Origin of the sequence: Streptomyces sp. NPDC097107 (assembly GCF_044762405.1) — a bacterium.
Classification (GTDB): domain Bacteria; phylum Actinomycetota; class Actinomycetes; order Streptomycetales; family Streptomycetaceae; genus Streptomyces; species Streptomyces thinghirensis.
This window is the reverse complement of sequence record NZ_JBIWEF010000022.1, coordinates 44,054-64,571: the sequence shown is the minus strand read 5'-3', so window position 1 is coordinate 64,571 and position 20,518 is coordinate 44,054. Positions and strand designations below refer to the sequence as shown.

Annotated in this window: 19 protein-coding genes, 1 pseudogene and 1 CRISPR repeat array (1 of these 21 only partly in view); of the genes and pseudogenes, 11 read left to right on the top strand and 9 right to left on the bottom strand. The window is 67.8% G+C overall.

Features of this window, described 5'->3' with window-relative positions:
• Window positions 1-2 precede the first annotated feature (2 nt).
• The 4 genes from ACIQ1J_RS33900 to ACIQ1J_RS33885 form a co-directional block, all read right to left on the bottom strand.
• Window positions 3-584: a hypothetical protein gene (locus tag ACIQ1J_RS33900; protein WP_403563000.1), complete on the bottom strand. Its 582-nt coding sequence runs from the start codon at window positions 582-584 to the stop codon at window positions 3-5.
• On the bottom strand, window positions 581-1,921 hold the full coding sequence (locus ACIQ1J_RS33895) for a hypothetical protein (protein ID WP_403562998.1): 1,341 nt from the start codon (window positions 1,919-1,921) through the stop codon (window positions 581-583). Before ACIQ1J_RS33895 ends, ACIQ1J_RS33900 begins: the two co-directional genes overlap by 4 nt.
• 125 nt (window positions 1,922-2,046) lie before the next feature.
• Window positions 2,047-2,496 (bottom strand): hypothetical protein, encoded by a 450-nt coding sequence (locus ACIQ1J_RS33890; RefSeq protein ID WP_403562996.1) that lies wholly within the window; start codon window positions 2,494-2,496, stop codon window positions 2,047-2,049.
• 618 nt (window positions 2,497-3,114) lie between these two features.
• On the bottom strand, window positions 3,115-3,648 hold the full coding sequence (locus ACIQ1J_RS33885; protein WP_403562994.1) for a PadR family transcriptional regulator: 534 nt from the start codon (window positions 3,646-3,648) through the stop codon (window positions 3,115-3,117).
• A 745-nt stretch (window positions 3,649-4,393) separates the two neighbouring features.
• On the opposite strand from ACIQ1J_RS33885, the gene ACIQ1J_RS33880 reads away from it, so the two are divergent.
• The 5 genes from ACIQ1J_RS33880 (at window position 4,394) to ACIQ1J_RS33860 (ending at window position 9,656) form a co-directional block, all read left to right on the top strand.
• A complete protein-coding gene (locus tag ACIQ1J_RS33880) occupies window positions 4,394-4,873 on the top strand; it encodes a helix-turn-helix domain-containing protein (RefSeq protein WP_337307950.1) in 480 nt (159 codons plus the stop codon).
• Window positions 4,873-5,196, top strand: coding sequence for a replication initiation protein, RepL2 (locus ACIQ1J_RS33875; protein ID WP_337307951.1), 324 nt, complete (start codon window positions 4,873-4,875; stop codon window positions 5,194-5,196). The genes ACIQ1J_RS33880 and ACIQ1J_RS33875 overlap by 1 nt, the downstream gene beginning before the upstream one ends.
• Window positions 5,197-5,821: 625 nt before the next feature.
• Entirely contained in the window at window positions 5,822-7,894 is a 2,073-nt protein-coding gene (locus ACIQ1J_RS33870; protein ID WP_403562991.1) for an FG-GAP repeat domain-containing protein, read from the top strand.
• Between the two features lie 956 nt (window positions 7,895-8,850).
• Window positions 8,851-9,336 carry a helix-turn-helix domain-containing protein gene (locus ACIQ1J_RS33865; protein ID WP_337307958.1) on the top strand — a complete coding sequence of 162 codons (486 nt, stop codon included), beginning with the start codon at window positions 8,851-8,853 and terminating at the stop codon, window positions 9,334-9,336.
• A gap of 2 nt (window positions 9,337-9,338) precedes the next feature.
• On the top strand, window positions 9,339-9,656 hold the full coding sequence (locus ACIQ1J_RS33860) for a hypothetical protein (protein WP_179342378.1): 318 nt from the start codon (window positions 9,339-9,341) through the stop codon (window positions 9,654-9,656).
• Window positions 9,657-9,897: 241 nt separating this feature from the next.
• Here the strand turns inward: ACIQ1J_RS33860 and ACIQ1J_RS33855 are convergent, their stop codons facing one another.
• Window positions 9,898-10,974 (bottom strand): protein phosphatase 2C domain-containing protein, encoded by a 1,077-nt coding sequence (locus ACIQ1J_RS33855; RefSeq protein ID WP_403562988.1) that lies wholly within the window; start codon window positions 10,972-10,974, stop codon window positions 9,898-9,900.
• Between the two features lie 331 nt (window positions 10,975-11,305).
• Window positions 11,306-11,761, bottom strand: a complete 456-nt coding sequence (locus ACIQ1J_RS33850; RefSeq protein ID WP_403562986.1) for a DUF6228 family protein — start codon at window positions 11,759-11,761, stop codon at window positions 11,306-11,308.
• A gap of 224 nt (window positions 11,762-11,985) precedes the next feature.
• On the opposite strand from ACIQ1J_RS33850, the gene ACIQ1J_RS33845 reads away from it, so the two are divergent.
• The 6 genes and pseudogenes from ACIQ1J_RS33845 to ACIQ1J_RS33820 all read left to right on the top strand — a co-directional run bounded on the left by ACIQ1J_RS33845 (window position 11,986) and on the right by ACIQ1J_RS33820 (window position 17,051).
• Window positions 11,986-13,149, top strand: coding sequence for a ParA family protein (locus ACIQ1J_RS33845; RefSeq protein WP_403562984.1), 1,164 nt, complete (start codon window positions 11,986-11,988; stop codon window positions 13,147-13,149).
• Window positions 13,146-14,297, top strand: a complete 1,152-nt coding sequence (locus ACIQ1J_RS33840) for a ParB/RepB/Spo0J family partition protein (protein ID WP_403562982.1) — start codon at window positions 13,146-13,148, stop codon at window positions 14,295-14,297. Before ACIQ1J_RS33845 ends, ACIQ1J_RS33840 begins: the two co-directional genes overlap by 4 nt.
• 211 nt (window positions 14,298-14,508) lie before the next feature.
• Entirely contained in the window at window positions 14,509-14,835 is a 327-nt protein-coding gene (locus ACIQ1J_RS33835) for a CU044_2847 family protein (protein WP_073732237.1), read from the top strand.
• Window positions 14,836-14,880: 45 nt separating this feature from the next.
• Window positions 14,881-15,897: pseudogene (locus ACIQ1J_RS33830) on the top strand (trypsin-like peptidase domain-containing protein); the annotation flags it as partial.
• The gene (locus tag ACIQ1J_RS33825; RefSeq protein ID WP_403562980.1) at window positions 15,851-16,480 is read left to right on the top strand and encodes a TraG/TraD/VirD4 family protein; all 630 of its coding nucleotides are present in this window, start codon (window positions 15,851-15,853) and stop codon (window positions 16,478-16,480) included. The pseudogene ACIQ1J_RS33830 and the gene ACIQ1J_RS33825, both read left to right, overlap by 47 nt.
• Window positions 16,470-17,051: a DUF4913 domain-containing protein gene (locus tag ACIQ1J_RS33820; protein ID WP_403562978.1), complete on the top strand. Its 582-nt coding sequence runs from the start codon at window positions 16,470-16,472 to the stop codon at window positions 17,049-17,051. Before ACIQ1J_RS33825 ends, ACIQ1J_RS33820 begins: the two co-directional genes overlap by 11 nt.
• A 53-nt stretch (window positions 17,052-17,104) precedes the next feature.
• Here ACIQ1J_RS33820 and ACIQ1J_RS33815 read toward each other — a convergent pair whose 3' ends face one another.
• The 3 genes from ACIQ1J_RS33815 to ACIQ1J_RS33805 all read right to left on the bottom strand — a co-directional run bounded on the left by ACIQ1J_RS33815 (window position 17,105) and on the right by ACIQ1J_RS33805 (window position 19,731).
• On the bottom strand, window positions 17,105-17,302 hold the full coding sequence (locus ACIQ1J_RS33815) for a DUF397 domain-containing protein (protein WP_403562976.1): 198 nt from the start codon (window positions 17,300-17,302) through the stop codon (window positions 17,105-17,107).
• 411 nt (window positions 17,303-17,713) lie between these two features.
• Window positions 17,714-19,381 (bottom strand): hypothetical protein, encoded by a 1,668-nt coding sequence (locus ACIQ1J_RS33810; RefSeq protein WP_403562974.1) that lies wholly within the window; start codon window positions 19,379-19,381, stop codon window positions 17,714-17,716.
• 2 nt (window positions 19,382-19,383) lie between these two features.
• Window positions 19,384-19,731: a hypothetical protein gene (locus ACIQ1J_RS33805; protein ID WP_403562972.1), complete on the bottom strand. Its 348-nt coding sequence runs from the start codon at window positions 19,729-19,731 to the stop codon at window positions 19,384-19,386.
• A gap of 396 nt (window positions 19,732-20,127) precedes the next feature.
• Window positions 20,128-20,518: a CRISPR direct-repeat array (repeat unit 24 nt; unit sequence CTGCTCCCCGCACCCGCGGGGATG); it runs 48 nt beyond the window's last position.

Sequence of the window (20,518 nt, the reverse complement as noted above, 5' to 3'; positions counted from 1 at the left end):
TTTCAGAGGTGGCGGAAGCGGACGTGGGCGATGAGTCCGGCGGCGAACACGAGCAGGCAGAACCCGTATGTGGGGAGGTAGTCCGTGGGGTGGAGGGTGACGGCCCACGGCCAGGGCCGGTTGAAGTCGCGGTATCCGATGAACATCACGGCGAGCACCCAGCCCACCGGCACGGCAGTGGCGGCCTGCTCGTTGCAGGTGCGGGCGACCAGCATGAGACCGGTGAGGAACAGGACGTTCCGGCCCGCCATGGACGCCTCCGGCGATCCGCTGATTCCCCCGGTGAGAAGGCCGGCCGCGAGGGCCGCCACCACGACGGCCGTGATCAGCGCAGCGTCCAGGCGGCGTACCTTGCGCTGGGCTACGGCCTCGATCTCGGCGACTGCCTGGGCGAGGCTGTAGGCGAGCGCGGAGGTGACGACCAGCGGCACCAACTGCATGAGGAAAACGCGGTTGCCGCGGGCGGTGAGGAGGCTCGGCAGCTGAACGTACTGGTCGTGCGCCACCACGACCAGCACCGCGAACGCGACCAGCGCCGGGCCAAGGGCGGCCTGGACCCGGCGGGCCTTGAACCAGAGTGTCACGCGGTGGCCTCCTGCACGAGGCTGCAGGCCTTCTGCTGTTCCTCCTGGAACCACACGCTCTGCTGCTCCGGCGCGAGCCGGGCCGCGTTGTCGGCTCGCTCCCGGACCTTCGCCAGCACGTCGCGGGGGTTCTGGAACGAGCCGCCGTACTCACCACGACGCCAGCCCAGATACGGTTCCTCCGCATCGATGAGCGTGGCAGCCCACAGCATCGCGGCGTCGTGATTGACGATCCAGTCCACCGACTGACCGGGCTGGATGGACGAAGGAAATGCGCAGGGGAACTCCACAGCGGTGAGGAGAACCCCGTAGCGCACCCCGACCATGCCGGGGCCGTTCTTCCCCGCCTGCTGCGACAGCGGCAACCACCACGCCGACCGAGTCGACGGCTTCTTGTGGCGACCGGTGAGCAGGCTGTCGGAAACCGTCTTCGGCACCGTCACCTGCACTCCGGCCTGACGGAGCGTCCCGAGGGAACGGACGATTTCGCTCCGTACCTGATGCAAGCGGTCCTCGGCACCGCCGGCCTCGGCGATGCACACCCGTGGCGCAGCACCTGCGCACCGGGCGGCAGCGTGGCCGGCACTCACCGGACCGTCCCCGTAGCCCCACCCCGAGGCAGTGTTGGCGCAGAGAACCATGACCACTACCGCTGCGACAGCCGCCCCGGCACCGGCCCCCCGCCGTGCGGCGCGTGAAGCAGGCAGCCACCATACGGCCACAGCCGCAGCCACGGCCGCAGTGAACAGGAACGGGACGAGAAGCGTCAACGGCCGGTACTGCTCACCGAAGTCCAGTGAGGTGTCGGAGGCACCGGACACGTGGCGCAGCCATACGGGGTCCACCTGCCCGGTCTTCGTGATCAGGTAGTACACGAAGACAGCGGACAGCGGCGCGGAGATCAACCGGGGAGTCAGGTGGCCCAGGGCGCAGCCGAGCACCGCCCACGCCACCACGAGTCCCATGCCCATCAGCAGCGGCATGAGTGCCTGCGGTGTGGGCATGAGCCGGGTCTCGACCAGACGCATCACGACCGGCAGGACGAGAACGAGCCAGCCGGCCCCGACCACCGGAGCGAGGGTGTGGGCGGCGACCCGGTACCGGGAGCGCCCCGGAGCCAGGCCCCACACACCGTCACGTTTGAGTCGCCCGCCTTCCCAGACCGCCAGCCCGCAGGTGATGGCGTACGCGAAGGCGTAGAAGTAGAAGAGGGACTGCTCAACCTGCTGGGGTGCCCACAACGGGCCGGCGATGACCTCTTCGTACGGGTCTTCCAGGTGGAGTGCGTGAAAGAAGTAGAAGAGGACGATCCCGGCCCAGACGGGCGCGGTCCACACCGCTGGGCTGGTACGCAGACGGGCTCGAAGGTTCAACTGAGGACACCGTTCTCACAAACAGGGACGGGCCGGGAGGCACCGCGCGGTGCCTCCCGGCCTCAACGACGTGGCACTGATGTAGACGCTCAGTCGGCCTTGGTGGTGTCCACGTAGACCTTCTTCACACTGACCACGGCGCGGGTGTACTGCGACCCGTTGAGGTGGGCGATGGTGAAGTACCGGTTGTCACCGCCGTTGTAGTGCGCGTTCCACTCGCCCTTCGAGGTGTAGCCCGAACCCTTGAAGCAGTTCGTGAACGTCTTCGTGCCCATGTCCTTGTCCTGGGCGAAGGGTATGGCCTGCCACAGCTTCACCCCCACGGACTTCCCGGCGGCGCCGGCCATGGTGCAGCCGGTGAACTGGACCTCGGTGTAGTCGTTGTCCGCCCAGTGACGCGACTCGTTCGAGCCCGGCGCCCAGCCCGACAGACTGCTGGTGAAGTTCCGGGTCTGAATCCCGCCGTCAGTGTCGGAGGGAGCCTGCAGTTCGAACAGCCCCTCCTCGGCCGGGTTGAAGGTGTGCGCGTCCTCGCTCACCGGCGCAGTGTCATCCGCACTCGCGACAGTCACGGTGCCAGTCAGCGCCGCAGCGGTGACAGCAGCGATCAAACCAGCGCGAACCTGGTTCCTGTGCTTGCGCATGTGTTCCCCTCCAGATGATGGTCGTAGCCTCTGCCCCCACGGCAGAAGCCGATACGCCCAGCTCTCGAAGGAGCACGCGAAGTGAGGTCGGCGTGCGCAAAACAGTCGGCACACGGCATGACAAATCCCCCCATGTCGACAGTGTCCCCCGGTCACTGGTCGCTGTGCATAAGAGCGGATTGGTCAGATCCGCCCGGCACGGCGATCATGTTAGCCATACGCCGTTTGGCGGGAACGCGCGTTCGTTTCTCGGGTGGCGCGAAAGCGTCCCTGCACCCGTCAGACCATCGTTTCAACTCACATGTACTACAGGTGAGTTATATATGAACGGTCGGTAACTGACGTTTTCCGTCACCCACTGAAGATGACTGGTTTCGTTGTGCTACGCACAAGCCCGGTCCTCTTCGCGAGTTGGCGCCTGACGCGCAGGATCCGTCGCTCTTTCCCACCTGCCCTGCGCCTTCAGCCGGCCAGGTGGCCGCAAGCAGCGGGCCCCGCTCGGGGCGCGGCTCGTCATGTCGCACCGACCTCCATGCCCAAAGGGGTGAGCTGGGCCGCCGTGGCGGTCATCCAACAAAGGTCGGCGTCGAGATGGTTGAGGGCGTAGTCGGCCGAGAGCACGGTCGTCAGATCCGAAGCCGAAGTCTCCCTGAGTGTCATAAGTTCCCGTACCCGCAGCAGGTGGGCCGCGCGCTGGGCCAGCAGATAGGCGTCAGCATCACCGCCGGTGAGGAGTCCGACGACGACCTTGGCGAAGAGCTCGTTCGTCACAAAGGGAGCGGGCGCGACGACCTCTTCGGCCCAGCGGGCCAGTTCGCGCACGCCCTCCTCGGTCACGCGGTACGCCGTCCGCTCCGGGCCACCGTCCGACAGGGTGCCCTCGACCTCCACGAGGCCGTCCGGGACCAGGCGCTGCAGGGTCATGTAGACCTGCCCGTACGCCAGAGGCCTGGCCTGCGGGAAGCGTTCATCGTGGCGCCGCTTCAAGTCGTAGCCATGGCTCGGTCCCGAAGCCAGTAGCCCCAGGGTGATGTAACGGGTGCTCATGCGCCGAGTATCCACCCCGCACATGGACCGAGTGAGTAGTCGGACACGACGTCCGCAGCAGCTCACTGACTGGTCAGGACTGACCCGCAGAGAGAGCCGACCGAAAGTGTCGCCAGTGCGGAAGGCTCCGGGTCCTCCCACACCAGGTACCGGTTGTTGTCGAGTGGCCCAGCCCAAAGCCGCGTGCACCTCCTCAGCCACAAGCCAGCCCGCCACGACGGTGGGTGCGCCATCCGCACAGGCGCGCGTGTGTCACCTCAGCCACAGACCCGACCAGCCACGCCTTGTTGCTGCTATGTCGGCTGAGCCCCCGTCAACCCGCGCCTCAGTGATGGCCCGTAGGCAACACGCCCGAGGACCGGCGCTTGCGCCGGCCCGCAGGGACTGCCCAAGAGAACGGAACCTTGGGCACTTTCATGCATAAAGAGAGCGTAACCCCGAAGAGGCCTCTGACCTGCGAAAACGCTCCAGTCGATCCGACTCCAGGATCGGCATACCCGATCCTGGAGTCGGGTTACCCGATCCTGGAGTCGGATCAACCCGACTCCAGGATCGGATTGATCCGATGCCAGAATCGGATCAGTTAGCTATGTGCAAACTCTGGATCCCTGCGCACATCGCACGCCGATCCGACTGTGCAGCGGGATCGCTTAGCAATGTGGTAATGCTCTTCCTGGCAAGTGATCCGTTTCCCCGAGCCTGATCGTTTGCCGACCCCATACCGACTTGCAGGGACGGCCCTCACATGACAGAGCAGGCGCGAAAGATCCTCGCCCTGGTCGATCAGGACACAGGAGAGTTCGAGGAGGTACACCGCGCCAACTACGCGTTCGACGGAGCTCACATCAACGTGGGCATCCGCAAGGGGCGGGAACTCGCCTCGGCTGCCTCGGGCCTGACCGACCGGGAGTTTCGCGTCCTCGTCTGGTATTGGTTCGCCACGGAGACGAGCGAAGAGGCCGTCATGCGTACGGGCTCTGCCATCGCTGAGGAGCTGGGCATGAGCGCGGATGCTCTGTCCAGAGCAGTGAAAGTTCTCAAGCAGGCTCGGCTGCTTGTGGAGGCGGGCGGGCTCGGGCGGACCACCTTCTACCGGTGCACGCCTTACCTTGCATTCATCGGTACCGGCTTCGCGCACCGCGAAGCCGTGAAGGACTGGAACCCTCCGGAGACCAGGGTGCGCGAGCCCCGTGTCCGTCGGCGTGGGAAGAAGGGCGAGGCCTGATGAGGATTCACGACGCGGCAGACGTGCAGTACCTGCTGAAGAAGACCGGGCGCGTCCTCAGCCCGAACCAGCGCATCGTCGTCATGCTCTACGCATCCTCAGAGCAGCGTCCCGACGGCACGGTGATGATCAAGGCAAGCACGTTGGCCGCCACCGCGGGGATGACACCGCCGGTGCTCTCCCGCACCCGCAAGGAACTGCTTGAGGCCGGCTGGCTGGAAGTGACCGGCAGCGTGGGCAGCGTCAAGCACTACCGGCTCTCCCCAGCCCTTTTCGAGGACCGCGGCCAGGCCGGACGTCACCTGCGAGCCGTCGGCGGCTGAAGGGGCCAGTGCTGTGCAGCAATCCGACTCTGGAGTCGGATCGTTTCTCCACGAGTCCAGCAGCGAGGGATTCCTGGATCTGCTGCGGCAGGCAACTATCACGGCGTGATAATCCGGTGCCACAGCGCCCGCCCGTGCGAGGTGACGCGGTCACCAGGAAGGGCGAGGCGGCCGCACGCCGAGGTCCCAAGCCAGTACTGAGTGACAGCAGGACGGCCGGTGCGGAACTCCAAGCGGGATGGCCGACCGGTGCCCTGTCCCACGTACACGGAGCCTCGTTCGCTGTCGGTAGGCGCTGCTACTGTCCCATCTGATCATCGCGTGAGACGACGCGGAGGTGGGGACCAACCGTCGTCACGCGAGCTGCCGCGTGCATGCGTCCTTGCCGCGGTTCTTACTGGGGAGGGACTGTACGTTGCACCGTTCTCATGTCTTGGGGCTGAGACTCACCGCCGCAATCGGCACTGTCCTCGCGGTGGCCCTGGTCGGTGGCCATGCCGTGGCGGCGCCCGCGTCGGTGCCCCTGTCAACGCCGGTCACGGCCGCAGAAGCCGCCGAGGCTCAGGTTCCCTATCCGAGCGTAAGCAGGAGCCGGCTGAACAGTGTCGGGTCGAGTGGGTTCCTGGTGCACGACCAGGGCACGCCCCTGTGGACCAGCTTCGCCGACGGTTCAACGAGCGTGGTGAAGGCGAAGTCCTGGGCCGGTGAGTACGTGGATGCCTCCGTCTCTCCAACGCTGGCGTCGGACGTGGTCGAGATCGTGCATTGGGAGAGCAGCCTGAAGATCACCGAACTGCGTGACATGAGCACGCAACAATCGGTGGGAATCTCCCCCGGCCGCGAGGTTGCGGGGGGCGTCTTGGCCGGGTGCGTCGGCTTCAAGTACTTCGTACGCCGCTGGATCAGCGACAACAGTGAGGAAGTGCGGCTGCTCGAGAAGGCCGACGACGGTACGGTGACGAAGCGCCTGGTGACCGGCCTGCCCCTCGACGCCAAGGAGGCGACTCTGGCCGCGGCCACCCCCGAGCACGCGGTGCTGGTCTACCAGACTTCGCGCACCTGGCAGTGGGCGCTGGTCGACCTCGCCACCGCCGCCGTGGTCCAGCGTCACGACATGCGGTCCGCCTCCGACTCCGTCGCCGTGTCCGACACGCACGTGGCCTGGCACGAGACGGACGATGCCGGCACGGACCGCGTAGTCGTCACCGCCCGCGGCACGAACCCCGGCCCCGACCGGAGCACCGTACTCGGCAAGGTGCGCGGCACCGTGACGGTCGGGCTGGTGGGCAACTGGGTCACCTACGGCGTGAACAGCGACCTGGTCTGGGAGAACGATCCGAACCCGCTCTACGCCCTCACGGCTCGCAACCTCACCACGAACGCCACTCGCAAGCTCCTCGACCACACGGGCGAAGTGGCCACGGCCCCCGACGGCACCCTGTACGCGAGCGGCGGCACGGTCAGCGGCGGTGAGGGCCTGTACCGGGTCGCCATGGGGTCTGCGGGATCCCCGGTCTCCACCCGGGTGGCGAGCAGTGGGGAGTCGGTGGGAGTCAGATTCCTCGGCGACTCGGTCCCTGAGGTGATCGACCTCGACGCTCCCGGCCCTGCCCGGTTCGAATGGCGACTGTCTCGGCTCAACGTGCTGGTGAACGTCACCCTGCGCAACACGTACACCGGCGAGACGAAGAAGGAAACGCTGCGCCCGTACCCGAGCGCCGACGACCCGCATGGATTCTCCTTCGACTGGGACGGTGAACTTGCGTGGCACAACAACCCGGACTTCTACACACCGGCCTCGGCGGGCAGCTACACGTGGCGCATCGACGTCAAGCCGCGCAACGGCATCGGCCCCGACCTGTCCGCCTCCGGATCGTTCACGGTCAAACGCAAGTCCGGCGCGCACGACTACGACAGTGACGGCCAGCCCGACATCCTCGAGCGGGACACGGCCGGACGGCTGTGGCTCTCCGACACCACCTACGAGTCCTACGACGAGCTTTACCAGAACCCCCAGACGCTCGTCGGAGGGGGCTGGAACGTCTACGACCGCATCGAGGCATCCGGCAACCTCGGCGGCGCTCCCGTGGACGATGTGGTGGCCCGCGACCGCAACGGCGTGCTGTACCTCTACCTGGGCACGGGCGACAGCAAGGCCCCCTTCGCCTCCCGCGTCAGGATCGGAGGCGGCTGGAACACCTACGTCCAGCTGACCGGCGGCAGCGATCTGAACGGCGACGGCCGGGCCGACCTCGTCGCCGCCGACAAGTCCGGTGCTCTGTGGCTGTACCGCGGCACCGGAAACTACAAAGCTCCCTTCGCGAAGCGGGTGAAGATCGGCACCGGCGGATGGGGTACGTACAACCAGATCCTGGCAGTCGGCGACATCGCCGGCGCCCCCGCAGGAGACCTCGTCGCCCGCGACCGCTCCGGCGTCCTCTGGCTCTACCTCGGTTACGGCAACGGCCGCTTCGCCCCGCGAACCCGTATCGGCGGCGGCTGGAACACCTACAGCCACCTGGTCAACATCGGCGACGCCAACCTCGACGACCGGCCCGACCTGTACGGAATCCATCGGGACGTGCCGACCTCCCCCTTCCTCCACCGGGCCACAGGGTCCTGGCGTACGCCGTTCGCCGTGCGCTCCAACGTGCCGACGGTCTTCTACGGGCACCAGACGTACGACCTCTTCGCCTGACAGCGATTGCCGCCCCCGACGCCTGGTCTCCGTACTCCGTTGGCGAGACCAGGCGTCGGGGGCGGCACCGGGGGCCCGATCCACCTCAAGGGCCGACTGGTGCTTGACGATCCGGACACCGCACCACAGTCGGCCCTCGACGACGTGCTGTGCCATCCGCTGGGGCGATCGACAGCTCGGTGAGGTCGGGAGGACGAGCGGCGGTCAGGGTCAAGCCGACGATTATCACGGCGTGATAATCCAGGCCGGACAGCCCTCAGGAAACGGATCCAGTAGGAGCGGCTTCCCCTCCCCTGGTACAGGCAAGGACAGTCCTGCTGCTCAGCACGACCAGAGTCCGAGCACCAGCCACCGAAAGCCCGCCACAGCGATACGTGCAGACTCCGGAGCTGGCGCGCGTATGCCTCCGGACCCACATCCCAGCTTCCGCCACGTTGTGTAACTGCCGAGGTCGGTAAGTGTCACAAGTCGAGGTGAACGACAGGCCTGAGGGGCACCCCGAGGAACGGAGCGCTTGCGCGAGTACCGCAGGGCCTCCCGTACGGAGGGTTCCTTTGGCAGTTCCTTCGGATGTACAGAGAGTGCGTAGCCCCCGCAAGGCTCTGACCTGCGAAAACAGTTGCTTGATCGGCACCCAGGGATGCCGATATCGGCATCCTGCGATGCTCATATCGGCACTCTGAGATGCCGATATGAGCACCCTAGGATGCCGATACATGTCGTCAGTAGTCATGTCGTCAGTGGTCATCGAAGGAACTGGGCAGTTCCTTCGATGACTGTTGGCGGCATGGCACAGTGCGTCACCGAAGGAATCTCAGGGTTCCTTCGGTAACCTTTGGCGACATGTCGGTAGGGGTATGTGAAGGAAACGCCACGTTCCCTCGGTTACCCCACACGACATGTCGCCAGTGGTAATGTCGCGGTCGTCAGAGACAAGCCCAGGTCAGGGGTCGCAAGTGCCAAATCAGGGGCGCAGTGGACGCAGCCGTGCGCTGGTCAACACCGCGACTGGTGAGGTCCACGAGCTGCTGGAACAAGAGGACGAGGGCGCCCCACGCCGGTCCTACGCCTTCGGTGGTCGGCACGGGCAGTTCAGCTTCGAACGAGTCCTCGCCATGCTCGCGGCTGATTCGGGGATCACCGGTAACGAGTTTCGGCTGTTCTTCTACTGCGGGATCATGACGTACAACGGGAAGGGTGGCGCCACAGCGGTGGAGGCCGCCGACTTCCTCGGACTCACCCCGCAAGCGACGAGGAGGATGGCGAAGAAGCTCGCCGAGCACAAGATGCTCCTGGTGGCCGATGTGATCGGCCGGACCATCAAGTACCGGGTGACTCCGCACATCGTCTCCAGTCTCTCCGGACGGGAACAATCCGAAGAGGCAGCCGCCTACCATCTGCCGACCCTGCCGGGCCGTCCGGCGCAGCGACGAAGGGCCTGACCATGGCACGCAACAGTCCATACCCAGAGCTCGAAGCCCTGCAGGCACGTATAAGCGATCTCTCTCACCTCAAGCAGAACGTGCTGATGACCTACGCGATCCTGGGCGGCTTGGACAGCAGCGTCGAGCGCACCGCGGCCGAGCTGGCTGAGCTGATCGGCGTACCGGCACCGCACTTTTCCCGGGCACGACGCGAGCTTGAAGCAGCCGGCTACCTGGAGTGCACGCACACCATGGGCCAGGTGAAGTTCTTCCGTCTGGGCGAAGCCGCAACCGCGCGTCAAGTCGTGGTCCCCCTGCTGAACCGACCGACCGGCTGAGCAAGCACACCAGTCGAGAGAGGCGCGAGAGACTCAACGGTCTCTCGCGCCTCTCTCGTCATCCGGACCGTGTGTCGCCTGCCTGAGCGCAGTGCCAGGACAAGGCGTGAAGCGATCCGACTCCAGGGTCGGATCGTTTCTCCTTGAGAGAACCAGCGGGAGCACCACGGATCTGCCGAGGCAGGCAATTATCACGCCGTGATAATTGCGACGAGACGCTGACCGGCCTCCCAGCCCGCTCCTACTGCTGGAGCTCCATGACGTTGGCGACCACGCAGCTGACGTTGTCGGGGCCGCCGACGCCGTTGGCGAGGGCGATGAGTTTGCGTACCGCCTGCTCGGGTTCGCCAACACCGGTGAGCACTCGGCGAATTTCCTCGGTCGGTACGACGGTGGACAGGCCGTCGGAACAGAGCAGGTAGCGGTCTCCCTGCTGGGCGTCGTGCAGACGCGTGTCGGATGTGGAGTCGGCTCCTTGGCCCACAGCACGTATCAGTAGGGAGCGCTGGTGGTGGGAGGCGGCTTCCTCCGGGCTGAGGCGCCCTTCGTCGACCATCGACTGCACCATGGTGTGGTCGTGGGTGATCTGGAGCAGCTCTCCATCCCGCAGGAGGTAGACGCGACAGTCGCCGATGTGGACGAGGGCCAGCTGCGATCCCGTCCAGAGCATCGCGGTGAGCGTGGTTCCGGCGCCTTCGGAAGAGGGCCCGACTCCGGAGATGCTGTGCACGGCCCGCTTGGCCTGGTCGATCGCGTCTTCGAGGACGTTGAGCAGATTGCCCGCCGGGATGCTGTCGGCCTCGAGGCTCTTGAACGCGTCGACAGCGGCGGCGCTTGCCGGGGCACCTCCGCTGCCGAATCCGTCCGCGACGGCAAGCAGGTGGGGCCCTGCGTAGGCGGTGTCCTGGTTGCTCTCGCGGACAAGGCCGGTGTCGGAAAGGGCGGCGTAACGGATACTCAGGGGCTTGGCGGTCGCGGGCACGGCGGGGTCCTTCCAAGAGAGGTGGTCGATGAGGAAGGTGGCCAAGTCCCGCCGTGCGGCGGTGTCAGCTTCGACCTGAGCCCAGAACGCACGGACCTCCTCGGCCTCCGGCCCTGCCGCCAGGCTGCAGACCTGCAGAATGCGGGCGAGAGGCATCCCGAGCCGTCGCAGCCAGGCAACCAGCCGGGCCTGATCCAGTTGCTCCGGTGCATAGAGGCGGTAGCCGGTCACCGGGTCGACGCGAGCGGGAGTCAGCAGGCCGAGCTCGTCGTACAGACGCAGCGCCTTCGGCGACAGCCGGGACGCCTTCGCGAATGTCCCGGTCAGCAACTCCATGCTCGTCTCCTCCTCATGCCAGGCCCGTCGCCCGGCCCTGCTGACGCTGTGGGCTCCCCCAAGGTGAAGGTCAACCAAGTGCTCTGGTCGGCCCGTCCGAAGGGCTGACCAGGACCGAGCCGTACACGCCCACCGACGAGAACGCCCGCACGTCGCAGAGACGGGACAGCCGGGTCGACGCGTTCCTGCGCTCTCGACGGAGCTGACAACTATCACGGCGTGATAATTGACCCGTCTCAGTGGCGTAGGTCGTCGTGAGCCGTGACCCGGGGTGGTTCAGGACGAGCGAGACGGCGATGGCTGGTCTGTCAGGTGATTCGTATGCCAGTTGTCACCGCGCCTCCCCGGCGAGGAAGTGCCGGACGTCGGTCGCCAGGGAAGCCATCTGCTCACCGGCCTCCAGCCAGGTGGTCACCGAGGCGGACCAGCCGCCGGCGGCCTTCGGCCATGGCCGCAAGGTCCAGGTCAGCCCGACGTGGCCGCCGGACCGGAAGACGGCTGACACTGCGAAGTCACCGTCGTTGGTCTGCCAACTCCGTTCGCCGTCCCACCCCCGGTAGTCAGCGGCGAGCTCTTCCAAGAACGGGGCCAGATCGCTGTCCCAGATCCAGGCGACGACCTCGTGGGCTCGGGCGGCCAAGCCCGGAGCCTGTAGTTCGACGGCGTAGTGCACGGAGTCCGCGTCGAAGCTGAACCGATCGGCGAACCGCACACCGACAGACAAGTTGTCCTGGCAGTGGATCGCCACGCCGACCTCATCGGCAGCGCCGACGTCTGGGGTGCTCATGGGCGGAACGCTAGGCCAGCAGCCGTTCGACGTCACTCGGATTCGCTGTCGGTGGGGTGGTGGAGAACGGCTTCGGCGATTGGGCACCGGCAGTGGCTCAGAAAGGCAAGACGGGCCGATAGACAGCCCAGACCGAAGGCCGTTGGGACGCCCATCGGGTGAAAGCGCGTCAGAACTTGCAAAGCGGTTGTCATCACGCCGACAGAAGTCAGTATGCTGACGTCATGGCTTCCCCCTATCCCGACGGAGACCGGGAAAAGGTAGCGTCCAAGCTGCCCTCGGCGCTCCAGCAAGCACTCAAGGTCCGCGCCGCCGAACTCAGCCTGGACATCCAGGACGCCGTCGAGGCGGCCATCAACGACTGGCGGGACAGTACGAGCGGCGGAGCCGAGGTGGACACCGCCGGCGCCAGGTCGTTCTCCACGTGGCTTCCGGCCGGGCTGTACGAGCAGTTCAAGGAGACCTGCACCGATCGCGGCGTCTCCTACACCCAGGGCCTCGCGCAGTCGATCCGCAGCTGGCTCGACGCCAACCCCTCCCCCCAGCAGGGCGCCCGCGGGACCGACCCCGAACGGAAGATCGTCGGCAACCAGAAGGGCGGGGTCGGCAAGACCGCCATCTCCGCCGGCATCGGCGAGGCCTACGCCGAGGCCGGCAAACGGGTCCTCATCGTCGACTTCGACCCGCAGGGGCACCTCAGTGAACAACTGGGAGTCCCCCAGATCGAACCCGACCACGACAGCCTGGTCTCGCACATGTGCGGCGACGGCGGAGGAGATCTGCGCGATCTCGTCGTGGTGATAGAGGATCCGCGGTTCGAGAAGCGCCTGCACGTACTGCCCGCCTGCTTCGACGGGTTCCTCCTTGACGCGAAGATCGCCGTCGTGGCGATGCAGAAGCGCGGCTTCCAGAAGGAGGCCGCGCTGGAGCTGGCCCTGCGCCCGCTGGAGGCCGACTACGACGTGATCATCGTCGACTGTCCGCCCAGCCTCGGCATCGCCATGGACGCCGCCCTCTACTACGGGCGCCGGCGCCGTGGCGAAGCCGCCGGTGGCTCCGGGGTCGTCATCCCCGTACTCGCCGAGGACTCCTCCGCCACCGCCTACGGCATGCTCGCCCAGCAGATCGGAGACCTCTGCGATGACCTCTCCCTCGATATCGACTACCTCGGCCTCGTCGTCAACCTGTATGACTCCCGCCGCGGTTACGTGGCCACCTCCTCCCTGGACAACTGGAAGTCGCTCGGCGACCCGAAGGTCCTCGCCGTCATCGGCGACCTGAAGGAGCAGCGGGAAGCGGTCCGCAAACGGATGCCGCTGCTGAGTTACGCGCCACGGAGTGATCAGGCGGAAGCGATGCGACAGGTAGCGAGGGGAGCCACCCGGTGAGCAAGGCCGACACCCTGGGATCGGCACCCGCGTTCGGCGCAGCCCGCGGCGCCCGGTCCTCCCGACGCAACCTCATCGACCAGACCATCGCTGGAGAGGAGTCGACCACGGCGGCCATCACGGAGCTGCCGGTCACCCGCATCAGCGACAACCCCGACAACCCTCGCAACCACCTGCGCAACCTCGACGAGACGGTGCAGAGCGTCCGCGAGGTCGGCATCATCATCCCCATCGCCGTTGCCATGGTCGATGCCTACCTGCGCAACCGGCCGGACCGCGCCGGCGACCTCGACGACGGAGCGCAGTACATCGTCGTCGACGGCCACCGGCGTCTCGAGGCCGCTCGCCGTGTCGGCCTGGCCACCATCCCCGTCCGTGTCGACAACGGACGAGTCGCCACTGACGAAGCGCTCCTCGAGGCCGCGTTCGTCGCGAACTACCACCGCGACGACATGACGGATCTGGAGGAGGCCCACGCCCTCAAGACCCTCGTCGACTACTACGGTTCCCAGACCAGGGCGGCCAAGCGGCTGGGCATCCCGCAGAACACGATCTCCAGCAAGCTGTCCCTGCTGAAGCTCACTCCCGAGCTCCAGAAGGATCTGGTGACCGGGGTGCGGAAGGTGGAGCACGTCCGCAACCTCGGAAGGCTGTCCGCCGAGGAGCAGAGGGCCAAAGCGGATGAACGGGCGGAAGCCGCCAGGATCAAGGCCGAGGCTCAGCCGCTGGAGGCCGTCGAGCGCTCAGCCGGCCCCGCCGATTATCACGGCGTGATAATCCCGGAGGCGTCAGCCGACCCGGCGACTTCACCGGCCACGCCACCGGCTCCCGCGCCGGCTCCCGCGCCGACTCCCGCGCTTCGGCCCGGCGTCGTCGCAGCGCCCGACGAGCGCGAGCAGGTTCCCGAGTCCGTTCCGGAGCCGCGTACCAGCGTCATGGGCGAACCTCGGACGGCGAACGCGGAGCCGGTGCAGCCGAAGCAGCCGAAGCGGCTCCCCTACGACGACGCCTTCTACTGCGTTCGCCATCTCCATCAGAAGATGGATGCCGAGACCTTCGTCCAAGGCGCCCGGGTGTGGATGGACGTCCTGCGGGAGCAGCATCCGGATGCGTACAAGACTCTCCTGGCCGAGCTGGGAGCGCGGTAACGGACCACCAGTCGCCCCGCGGCCCTGTTCGCCTTCCTCCGTGACGGCGAGCGGGGCCGTGTTCGTTGCCGTGAAGCGGCGAAGTCGGTACGGCGGTACACCCGAAGAGCGGAGCCACTACCGGGGGCCGCAGTACCATGTCGGGCCGAGGTGATCCACACAACTCACTGGACCCACAAGTGACTTGTGGGCCCAGCAGAAGGGTAGCCGCGTGTACCTGAGTGTCCCTTTCGAGGACGGCGAGGTCTTCGTCGTCGAGCTGTCCGACGAGCAGGGTTCCGGGGTGATCCGGGCCAGCCGCGGCGACGAGCTCTTCGAGACGTCCGCCGACACGTTCGAGTCAGGCATGGCACGGGTGCAGCGGGTGGCCGCGACCATGCTGGAGCGGCTGGCGGATCTGCCACGCAGCCCCGACCACGTCCGTGCGGAGTTCGGACTGCGGGTGACAGCTGAGGCGGGTCTTGTCGTGGCGAAGGGATCCGGGGAGGCACACATCAAGCTGGAACTGGAGTGGGGCCGGACCGAGGGCGGTACGTGACACCGGAGGCCGTGCCGGGCATCGCGTGGGAGCGCGGGACGGCCCGTGTGCTGCACGAGGGCCGTCCGGTCGGGGGGGGCGTTCCTGATCCCCGACGGGTTGCTGCTCACGTGCGCCCACGTCGTCGCCTCCACCGCGGGCCTTCCGGAGGACGAACCGCTGCCGGAACTCCTTCCGGTCACCGTCGACTTCCCGCTGCTGCCAGGGCGGCCCGAGGCTGCGGCCACCGTGCACTTCAGTGTGCCGGTGGCCGGCGACAGCAGCGGTGACGTCGCCGTTCTGCAGCTGACCGGTGAGCCCCCGCCGGGTGCCGTACCGCTGCGGATCGTGGAGGCGGACGATTTGGCCGGGCACCGCTGGCGGGCCTTCGGGTTCCCGAGGTATCCGGGACGGGGCGGCAGCAAGGACGCCGGGATCTGGACCCGCGGCACCGTCGAGGGCCGCGAGGGCACTGGCTGGTGGCAGCTGACCTGCGACGAGGAGACACCGTTCCTGCTGGCCGACGGCTTCAGCGGAGCACCGGTGTGGGACGAGGAGTACGGCGGCGTCATCGGCGTCGTCGTCGCCGTCGAGGGGGACCAGCGGCGCCGGACCGGCTACGCGCTCACCGTGGAGTCCCTCACTCGGGAATGGCCCCAACTGCGCAGGAGGCTGCTGGCGGACAGCCCGTACCGCGAACTGCTGTCGTTCACCGAGCGTGACCGCGCCGTCTTCCACGGCCGTACGAACGAGACGCAGCGGCTGATCGAACTTCTCGAGCAGCAGCAGGTACCCGTCCTCCCCGTGCTCGGCCCCTCCGGCGTCGGCAAGTCCTCGCTGGTCGGCGCCGGCCTGCTCGGACACCTCGACAGCGACCGGTACGTGATCGCTCGCTTGCCCCTCGGGCTGCGCCTCACCGCCGAAGAGCTGCTGGCCTGGGCCCTGGCCTCGGCGGGGGACGCGGACACCATGCAGTCGGACTGGCACGACCGCTGGTCGGCGCTGGCCCGGCAGCTCACCGACGAGCAGGGCATCCGTGCCGCCGTCGAGCAGACACTGGCCCGCCACGGCGTACGCTCCCGCCTGGTGCTCGTGGCCGACCAGTTCGAAACGCTGCTCGCGGACGCGCCCGACACCGCACGCCGGCTGGGACGAGGCCGCCAACATCTGCCGCATCGCCGATCTGCCCGACCTGTACTCCCACCTCGGCTCCCGCGGCATCACTCCGTACGTCATCCTGCAGAGCTACCGACAGGGCGTGAAGGCGTGGGGCGAGGTCGGCATGGACGCCATGTGGTCCGCCGCCACGAAGAAGCTCATCGGCGTCGGCCTGGACGACGCGAAGTTCTCGCAGGACGTCTCCACCCTCACCGGCGCCCACTTCATCGACCGCGGCTCCTACACCAAGTCCAAGGAGGGCTACTCCTACAGCGTCGGCGAGCAGCGCGAGCAGGTCATGGACCCCGCCGAGATCCGTGCGATGAAGAAGGGCACCGCCCTGCTGATGTCCACCGGCATGCCCGTCGCCCAGATCGCCCTGCGCCCCTGGTACGCAGAGAAGGCCCTCGCCCACATCGGTCCTCAGATGCAGGCCGAGGAGAAGGCCATCACCGGCCGCGCCGTCCTCGCCCACGAGGAGAAGAAGGCGGCCCGCCGTGGCCGATGACGACGCCCCCGACTTCGGGGTCCCCGTCGGCCTCTTCCAGGACCTCGAAGACCTCAAGGCCCAAGTGACCGCCCTGACCGCCCAGGTCAGGACGCTCACCAGCGCCGCCGACACCGGCCTGGACGAGGCCTCGGCCGAGCAGGAACCGGATGCCGCCGACGAGGAGGAGGAGGCGGGGGAGGAGTGGCGGTTCCCGCCGTTCATCCTCCTGCTCGACCCGCCGGTGTACGACGACGAACTCCGGGCCCTGATCGAGTGGGTCGAAGGCCTCCTCGTGCCCGGCTACCTTGCCGAGCCCAGCGCGGACGCTCGATGGTGCCATCTGTGGTTCGAACACCCCGTCGCCGTCGCCCGCCTCCACGCCTGCTGGCTGGCCTGGCAGGAACTCACGAACCCTGCCACCTGCGGATACACCGGCCCCAGCGTCTGGCACCGCGATCATCTGGACCCTGCCCTGCGGGAACTGCGTGGCTCCACCGGCCCGTTCGCAGGCTGCACCAAGAGTGAGCACCAGATCGACCATCGTCTGCCCGGTCTGGTGCCGAGCGCCTGGGCGATGGAGGAGCGCTGAGGGTCTGCGGTGGGCCGGGCACCGCCACGAACGCCACGACGAGGGCCGCCTGGTCAGATGCCGTCTTGGTGCAGCGCTTTCAGAAAGCTGATCCAGGCGCGGGCGGAGACGGAGAACGGGCGACGATCGTGGTCCTTGGTGTCCCGGACGAGTACGCCGGCGCCGACCGCGGCGACGCGGGCCTCCACGCAGGCTTCCTCGAAGTCGGTGCTGTAGCTGCTCTTGTGCCAGCCCGTGGGCGGGAGCGGCATGAGGTCCCCCTGACAACGGTTGGGATCGGGCGGGCACCCGCGCCCGCCCGGCGGAGTCTACGGATCAGCAGGCCCATCCACGAGGGCACGACGTTGTGCAGGAACCCGAAGGAGAACAGGGGAGACCTCCCAGGCGCTGCGAGCTGAACGCGCCCCACTCGCCTTCGTCGCAGCCGTCCACTGCTCTGGTGTGCGGCGCGGTGGCACTTGCGCGTCCCTCTGAGTGCGCCCGCGCTCGGTCTTCACAAGCGCCGCTCGTCCGGAGCGGGCGGAAACGGCCGGTTGCCGCTCCCCTTCTTGACCACCCTGGACGGGCAGCTGGCCGCCTGGAGCGGGCCGGCAGCGCGAGCCCGGTTGGGCATGCGAGCCGACGTCCCACATGACTGCAAGATGGCTCGGCCGACCACGAGGTCATGGACGGCGGCCTCGGCTCCGCTGGGGTTGCTGCTGCGCCGGCGATTCGCGTAGCCGTGATGGGGAGGGCCCTTCTGCGGCCGGCCGCTGGGAGGTTTTGGCCACTGTGGTCGACCGTGACCGAGCCGCCTGTGCCGAGGGCTGCCTTGTCTCCGACTGCTGTTTTGCCGCCATCTCGACTGGCAGCCACGGTTGACCCGACCGGATCCGCCTGTGGGCGGCCGCGTCCAGTTGGGCGCGCGCGGTGTCCATGCCCGTGCGCGGAGCCGTACGCAGGATGCCGGCGGCGGCCGCCTGCTCGGCCTCCATGACGTGCTCGTAGCGCTCTGCCAGGCGTCCTGCCTGATGGCTGGGCAGGGGGTAGAAGCGATGCACGGCCTCCGAGGGGCGGTGGTCGATGTTGTCGGTCACCAAGGTGGATTCGATGTGCCGGATGACGGCGGGCATGGCCGCGGCGAGCTGCCACCCGGTCGCCGCCACCCGGTACAGCGTCTGCGTCAGCCCCGTCAGGCCTCCGGCGTCGGCAAGGACCTCGCGGGCGTCCCGCTGGACCGGCCGGCCCGGCGTCTCCGGGCTCCAGGCCATGCCGTACAGCAGCTGCCCGATGCGTGTCGCATGCGCATGCGCGGTGACCAGAGCGGGATGCGGAGGTGTCCTGGGCATCCGCGTGAACTGGCCGCTGCGCGCGAGGTCGTAACTGGGCAGCGGAAGCTTCGGGTGGACTCGGGGATCGGAGAGGTCGACAACCCGGTGCCATCGCGACGCGGTCTGCTGCCAGGCCTGCGCCGCCGTCCGCAGCCGGCCGGCGGCCTCGCGTAGTGCCTCGGCGGTGTGCGGATCGGTGTACGAGGCGGCGTGGAGCAGGGTACGGCCGGACAGCAGATCGCTCATCGCACGCCACCGGGCCAGTTGCTGGACGTCGGACCCGCTCAAGCCGGGCTCGCCGCGGCCGTGCAGGGCCTCGAAAGCGGTCCGGGACAGGCGCTCGCAGTCGTCGGCGAGGTGCGCGGAGATGGCCGCGGCGGCATCGGTGGGCAGAGCTGGGTGTGGATCGAGCGGTGGCACGAGCGGGAACGCTTCGATGGCCCGGTTCTTCTCTCCGTCGGTGGCGCGGCCGAACACCGAGGCATGGTCGAGGCTTCCGCGTGTTACGTAGAGCTGCGCCGCGGTGGCATCACTGGTGACGGTCTCTGCCAGGGCCTGGGCCACTCGGGCTGCTCCCCATGCCAGCTCGGCCGAGCGGTGTACCAGGTAGGCACGGGCGGGTCGTTCCGTGAACGCCAGGGCGTACGGCGTCACCGGGATGCCGTCCCGCCTGCGGTGGCTGGCGATGAGGTCCTGTACGGCGGCCGTGGCCTGTACGGCGCGGGCCAGCGGAGTGTCGTGGTGCAGGGCGGCGATCTCGTCATCGAGGGCGGGTAACCGTCCGGCTGCGCGGCGCAGGGCGCTCTGGGCGGTGGCCAGATGAGTGGCGGGCCCGGGGTTCGCCCGCCGGGGCCGCTCCCCGGCGCTCTCCAGTGTGGTCTGCAGGTGCCTGACCAGGTCGGCCAGCTGTCGGACCACGACGGACTGTTCTCGGGCATCGTCCGGCATGAGGGTGTGGGAGATGACCTCGCGCAGGTTGCGGCTGGCGGTCTCGCTCAGCTCTCCCAGCGTGGTGGGCATGCCTATCGCTCCCGCGTGGCGAGCAGCGCTCCGGCGGCGGTTGCGGCCTTGCCGGCGGCCTCCCGCACCGCCGCTCGACCGCCTTCTTCCGTCCCCGGCTCGGCAGCCGCATGCTCGAGGGTCGCCTGGACGTGGCGCAGCAGCTCCACGTACGGGGCGAGCCCTTCGGCACCAGGCGACAGGGGCGGTACGTCGACGGGACGACCTGACCCAGGCAGCGGCAGCAGGCTCCGGCCCGCCACACTCGCCTGCGCGGCGATCATGGCCTGGAGCTCGTCGCCGCCTTCCTCGAAAGCGACGGCGTCCGCCACCTGTTCGGCCACGGCGAAGGCTTCCCAGGCGGCTGCCATGACCTGGGCACGGTCCGTCGAATCCAGGGACGCGGCCAAGGGCTTCAACGTGTCTGGTAGTGACACTCCGATACTCCCTGTCTCGCTCAGTCAGGTAGAGATCGTCTCACTCGGTGACGGCAACGCAGGGCGCCCTGTGGATAACCACCTAGGGCTCGGTGTTGAGCCAGAAGGACAGGCCCTGCAGGTGGGAGCGGCCGCCCTGGGCGAGAAAGGGAGTAGAGGAGGTTGTCGCGTCATCACCGTTCCTTCGGGACACGGATCAGTGCGAGGTTGACGTAGGACGCAGCCCGCTCGGCCCCCAGTACACAATCGACTTCAATGCCTCATTTGCCGGAATCTCTTAAAGTCCCTGAGAACACGCTTCGGCGGCCATAAACTCGCAGGTCGAACAGTCTGCTCCCCGCACCCGCGGGGATGGTCCCGACAGCGACCCGTTGATGAGGCGCATCAGCCACTGCTCCCCGCACCCGCGGGGATGGTCCCGCTGAGCACTCAGCAGATCCCGCTGGACACCTCTGCTCCCCGCACCCGCGGGGATGGTCCTCACTCAAGTGGAGGCGACCCACAATGAGTATTCTGCTCCCCGCACCCGCGGGGATGGTCCCCCAGGACACCAACACCCGGGCCGATACGGGGACTGCTCCCCGCACCCGCGGGGATGGTCCCGATCCCGTCGCCAACACCTACACCGCCGTCGCCTGCTCCCCGCACCCGCGGGGATGATCCCAACGGCAACATGGAGGACTGCATCGAGATCGCCTGCTCCCCGCACCGGGCGGGGAGC

Excerpts from the sequence above, each read along its gene's own strand:
- ACIQ1J_RS33885 (WP_403562994.1), bottom strand. The coding sequence starts at position 3,648 with ATGAGCACCCGTTACATCACCCTGGGGCTACTGGCTTCGGGACCGAGC.
- ACIQ1J_RS33880 (WP_337307950.1), top strand. The coding sequence starts at position 4,394 with ATGACAGAGCAGGCGCGAAAGATCCTCGCCCTGGTCGATCAGGACACA.
- ACIQ1J_RS33875 (WP_337307951.1), top strand. The coding sequence starts at position 4,873 with ATGAGGATTCACGACGCGGCAGACGTGCAGTACCTGCTGAAGAAGACC.
- ACIQ1J_RS33860 (WP_179342378.1), top strand. The coding sequence starts at position 9,339 with ATGGCACGCAACAGTCCATACCCAGAGCTCGAAGCCCTGCAGGCACGT.
- ACIQ1J_RS33855 (WP_403562988.1), bottom strand. The coding sequence starts at position 10,974 with ATGGAGTTGCTGACCGGGACATTCGCGAAGGCGTCCCGGCTGTCGCCG.
- ACIQ1J_RS33850 (WP_403562986.1), bottom strand. The coding sequence starts at position 11,761 with ATGAGCACCCCAGACGTCGGCGCTGCCGATGAGGTCGGCGTGGCGATC.
- ACIQ1J_RS33845 (WP_403562984.1), top strand. The coding sequence starts at position 11,986 with ATGGCTTCCCCCTATCCCGACGGAGACCGGGAAAAGGTAGCGTCCAAG.
- ACIQ1J_RS33815 (WP_403562976.1), bottom strand. The coding sequence starts at position 17,302 with ATGCCGCTCCCGCCCACGGGCTGGCACAAGAGCAGCTACAGCACCGAC.
- ACIQ1J_RS33810 (WP_403562974.1), bottom strand. The coding sequence starts at position 19,381 with ATGCCCACCACGCTGGGAGAGCTGAGCGAGACCGCCAGCCGCAACCTG.
- ACIQ1J_RS33805 (WP_403562972.1), bottom strand. The coding sequence starts at position 19,731 with ATGGCAGCCGCCTGGGAAGCCTTCGCCGTGGCCGAACAGGTGGCGGAC.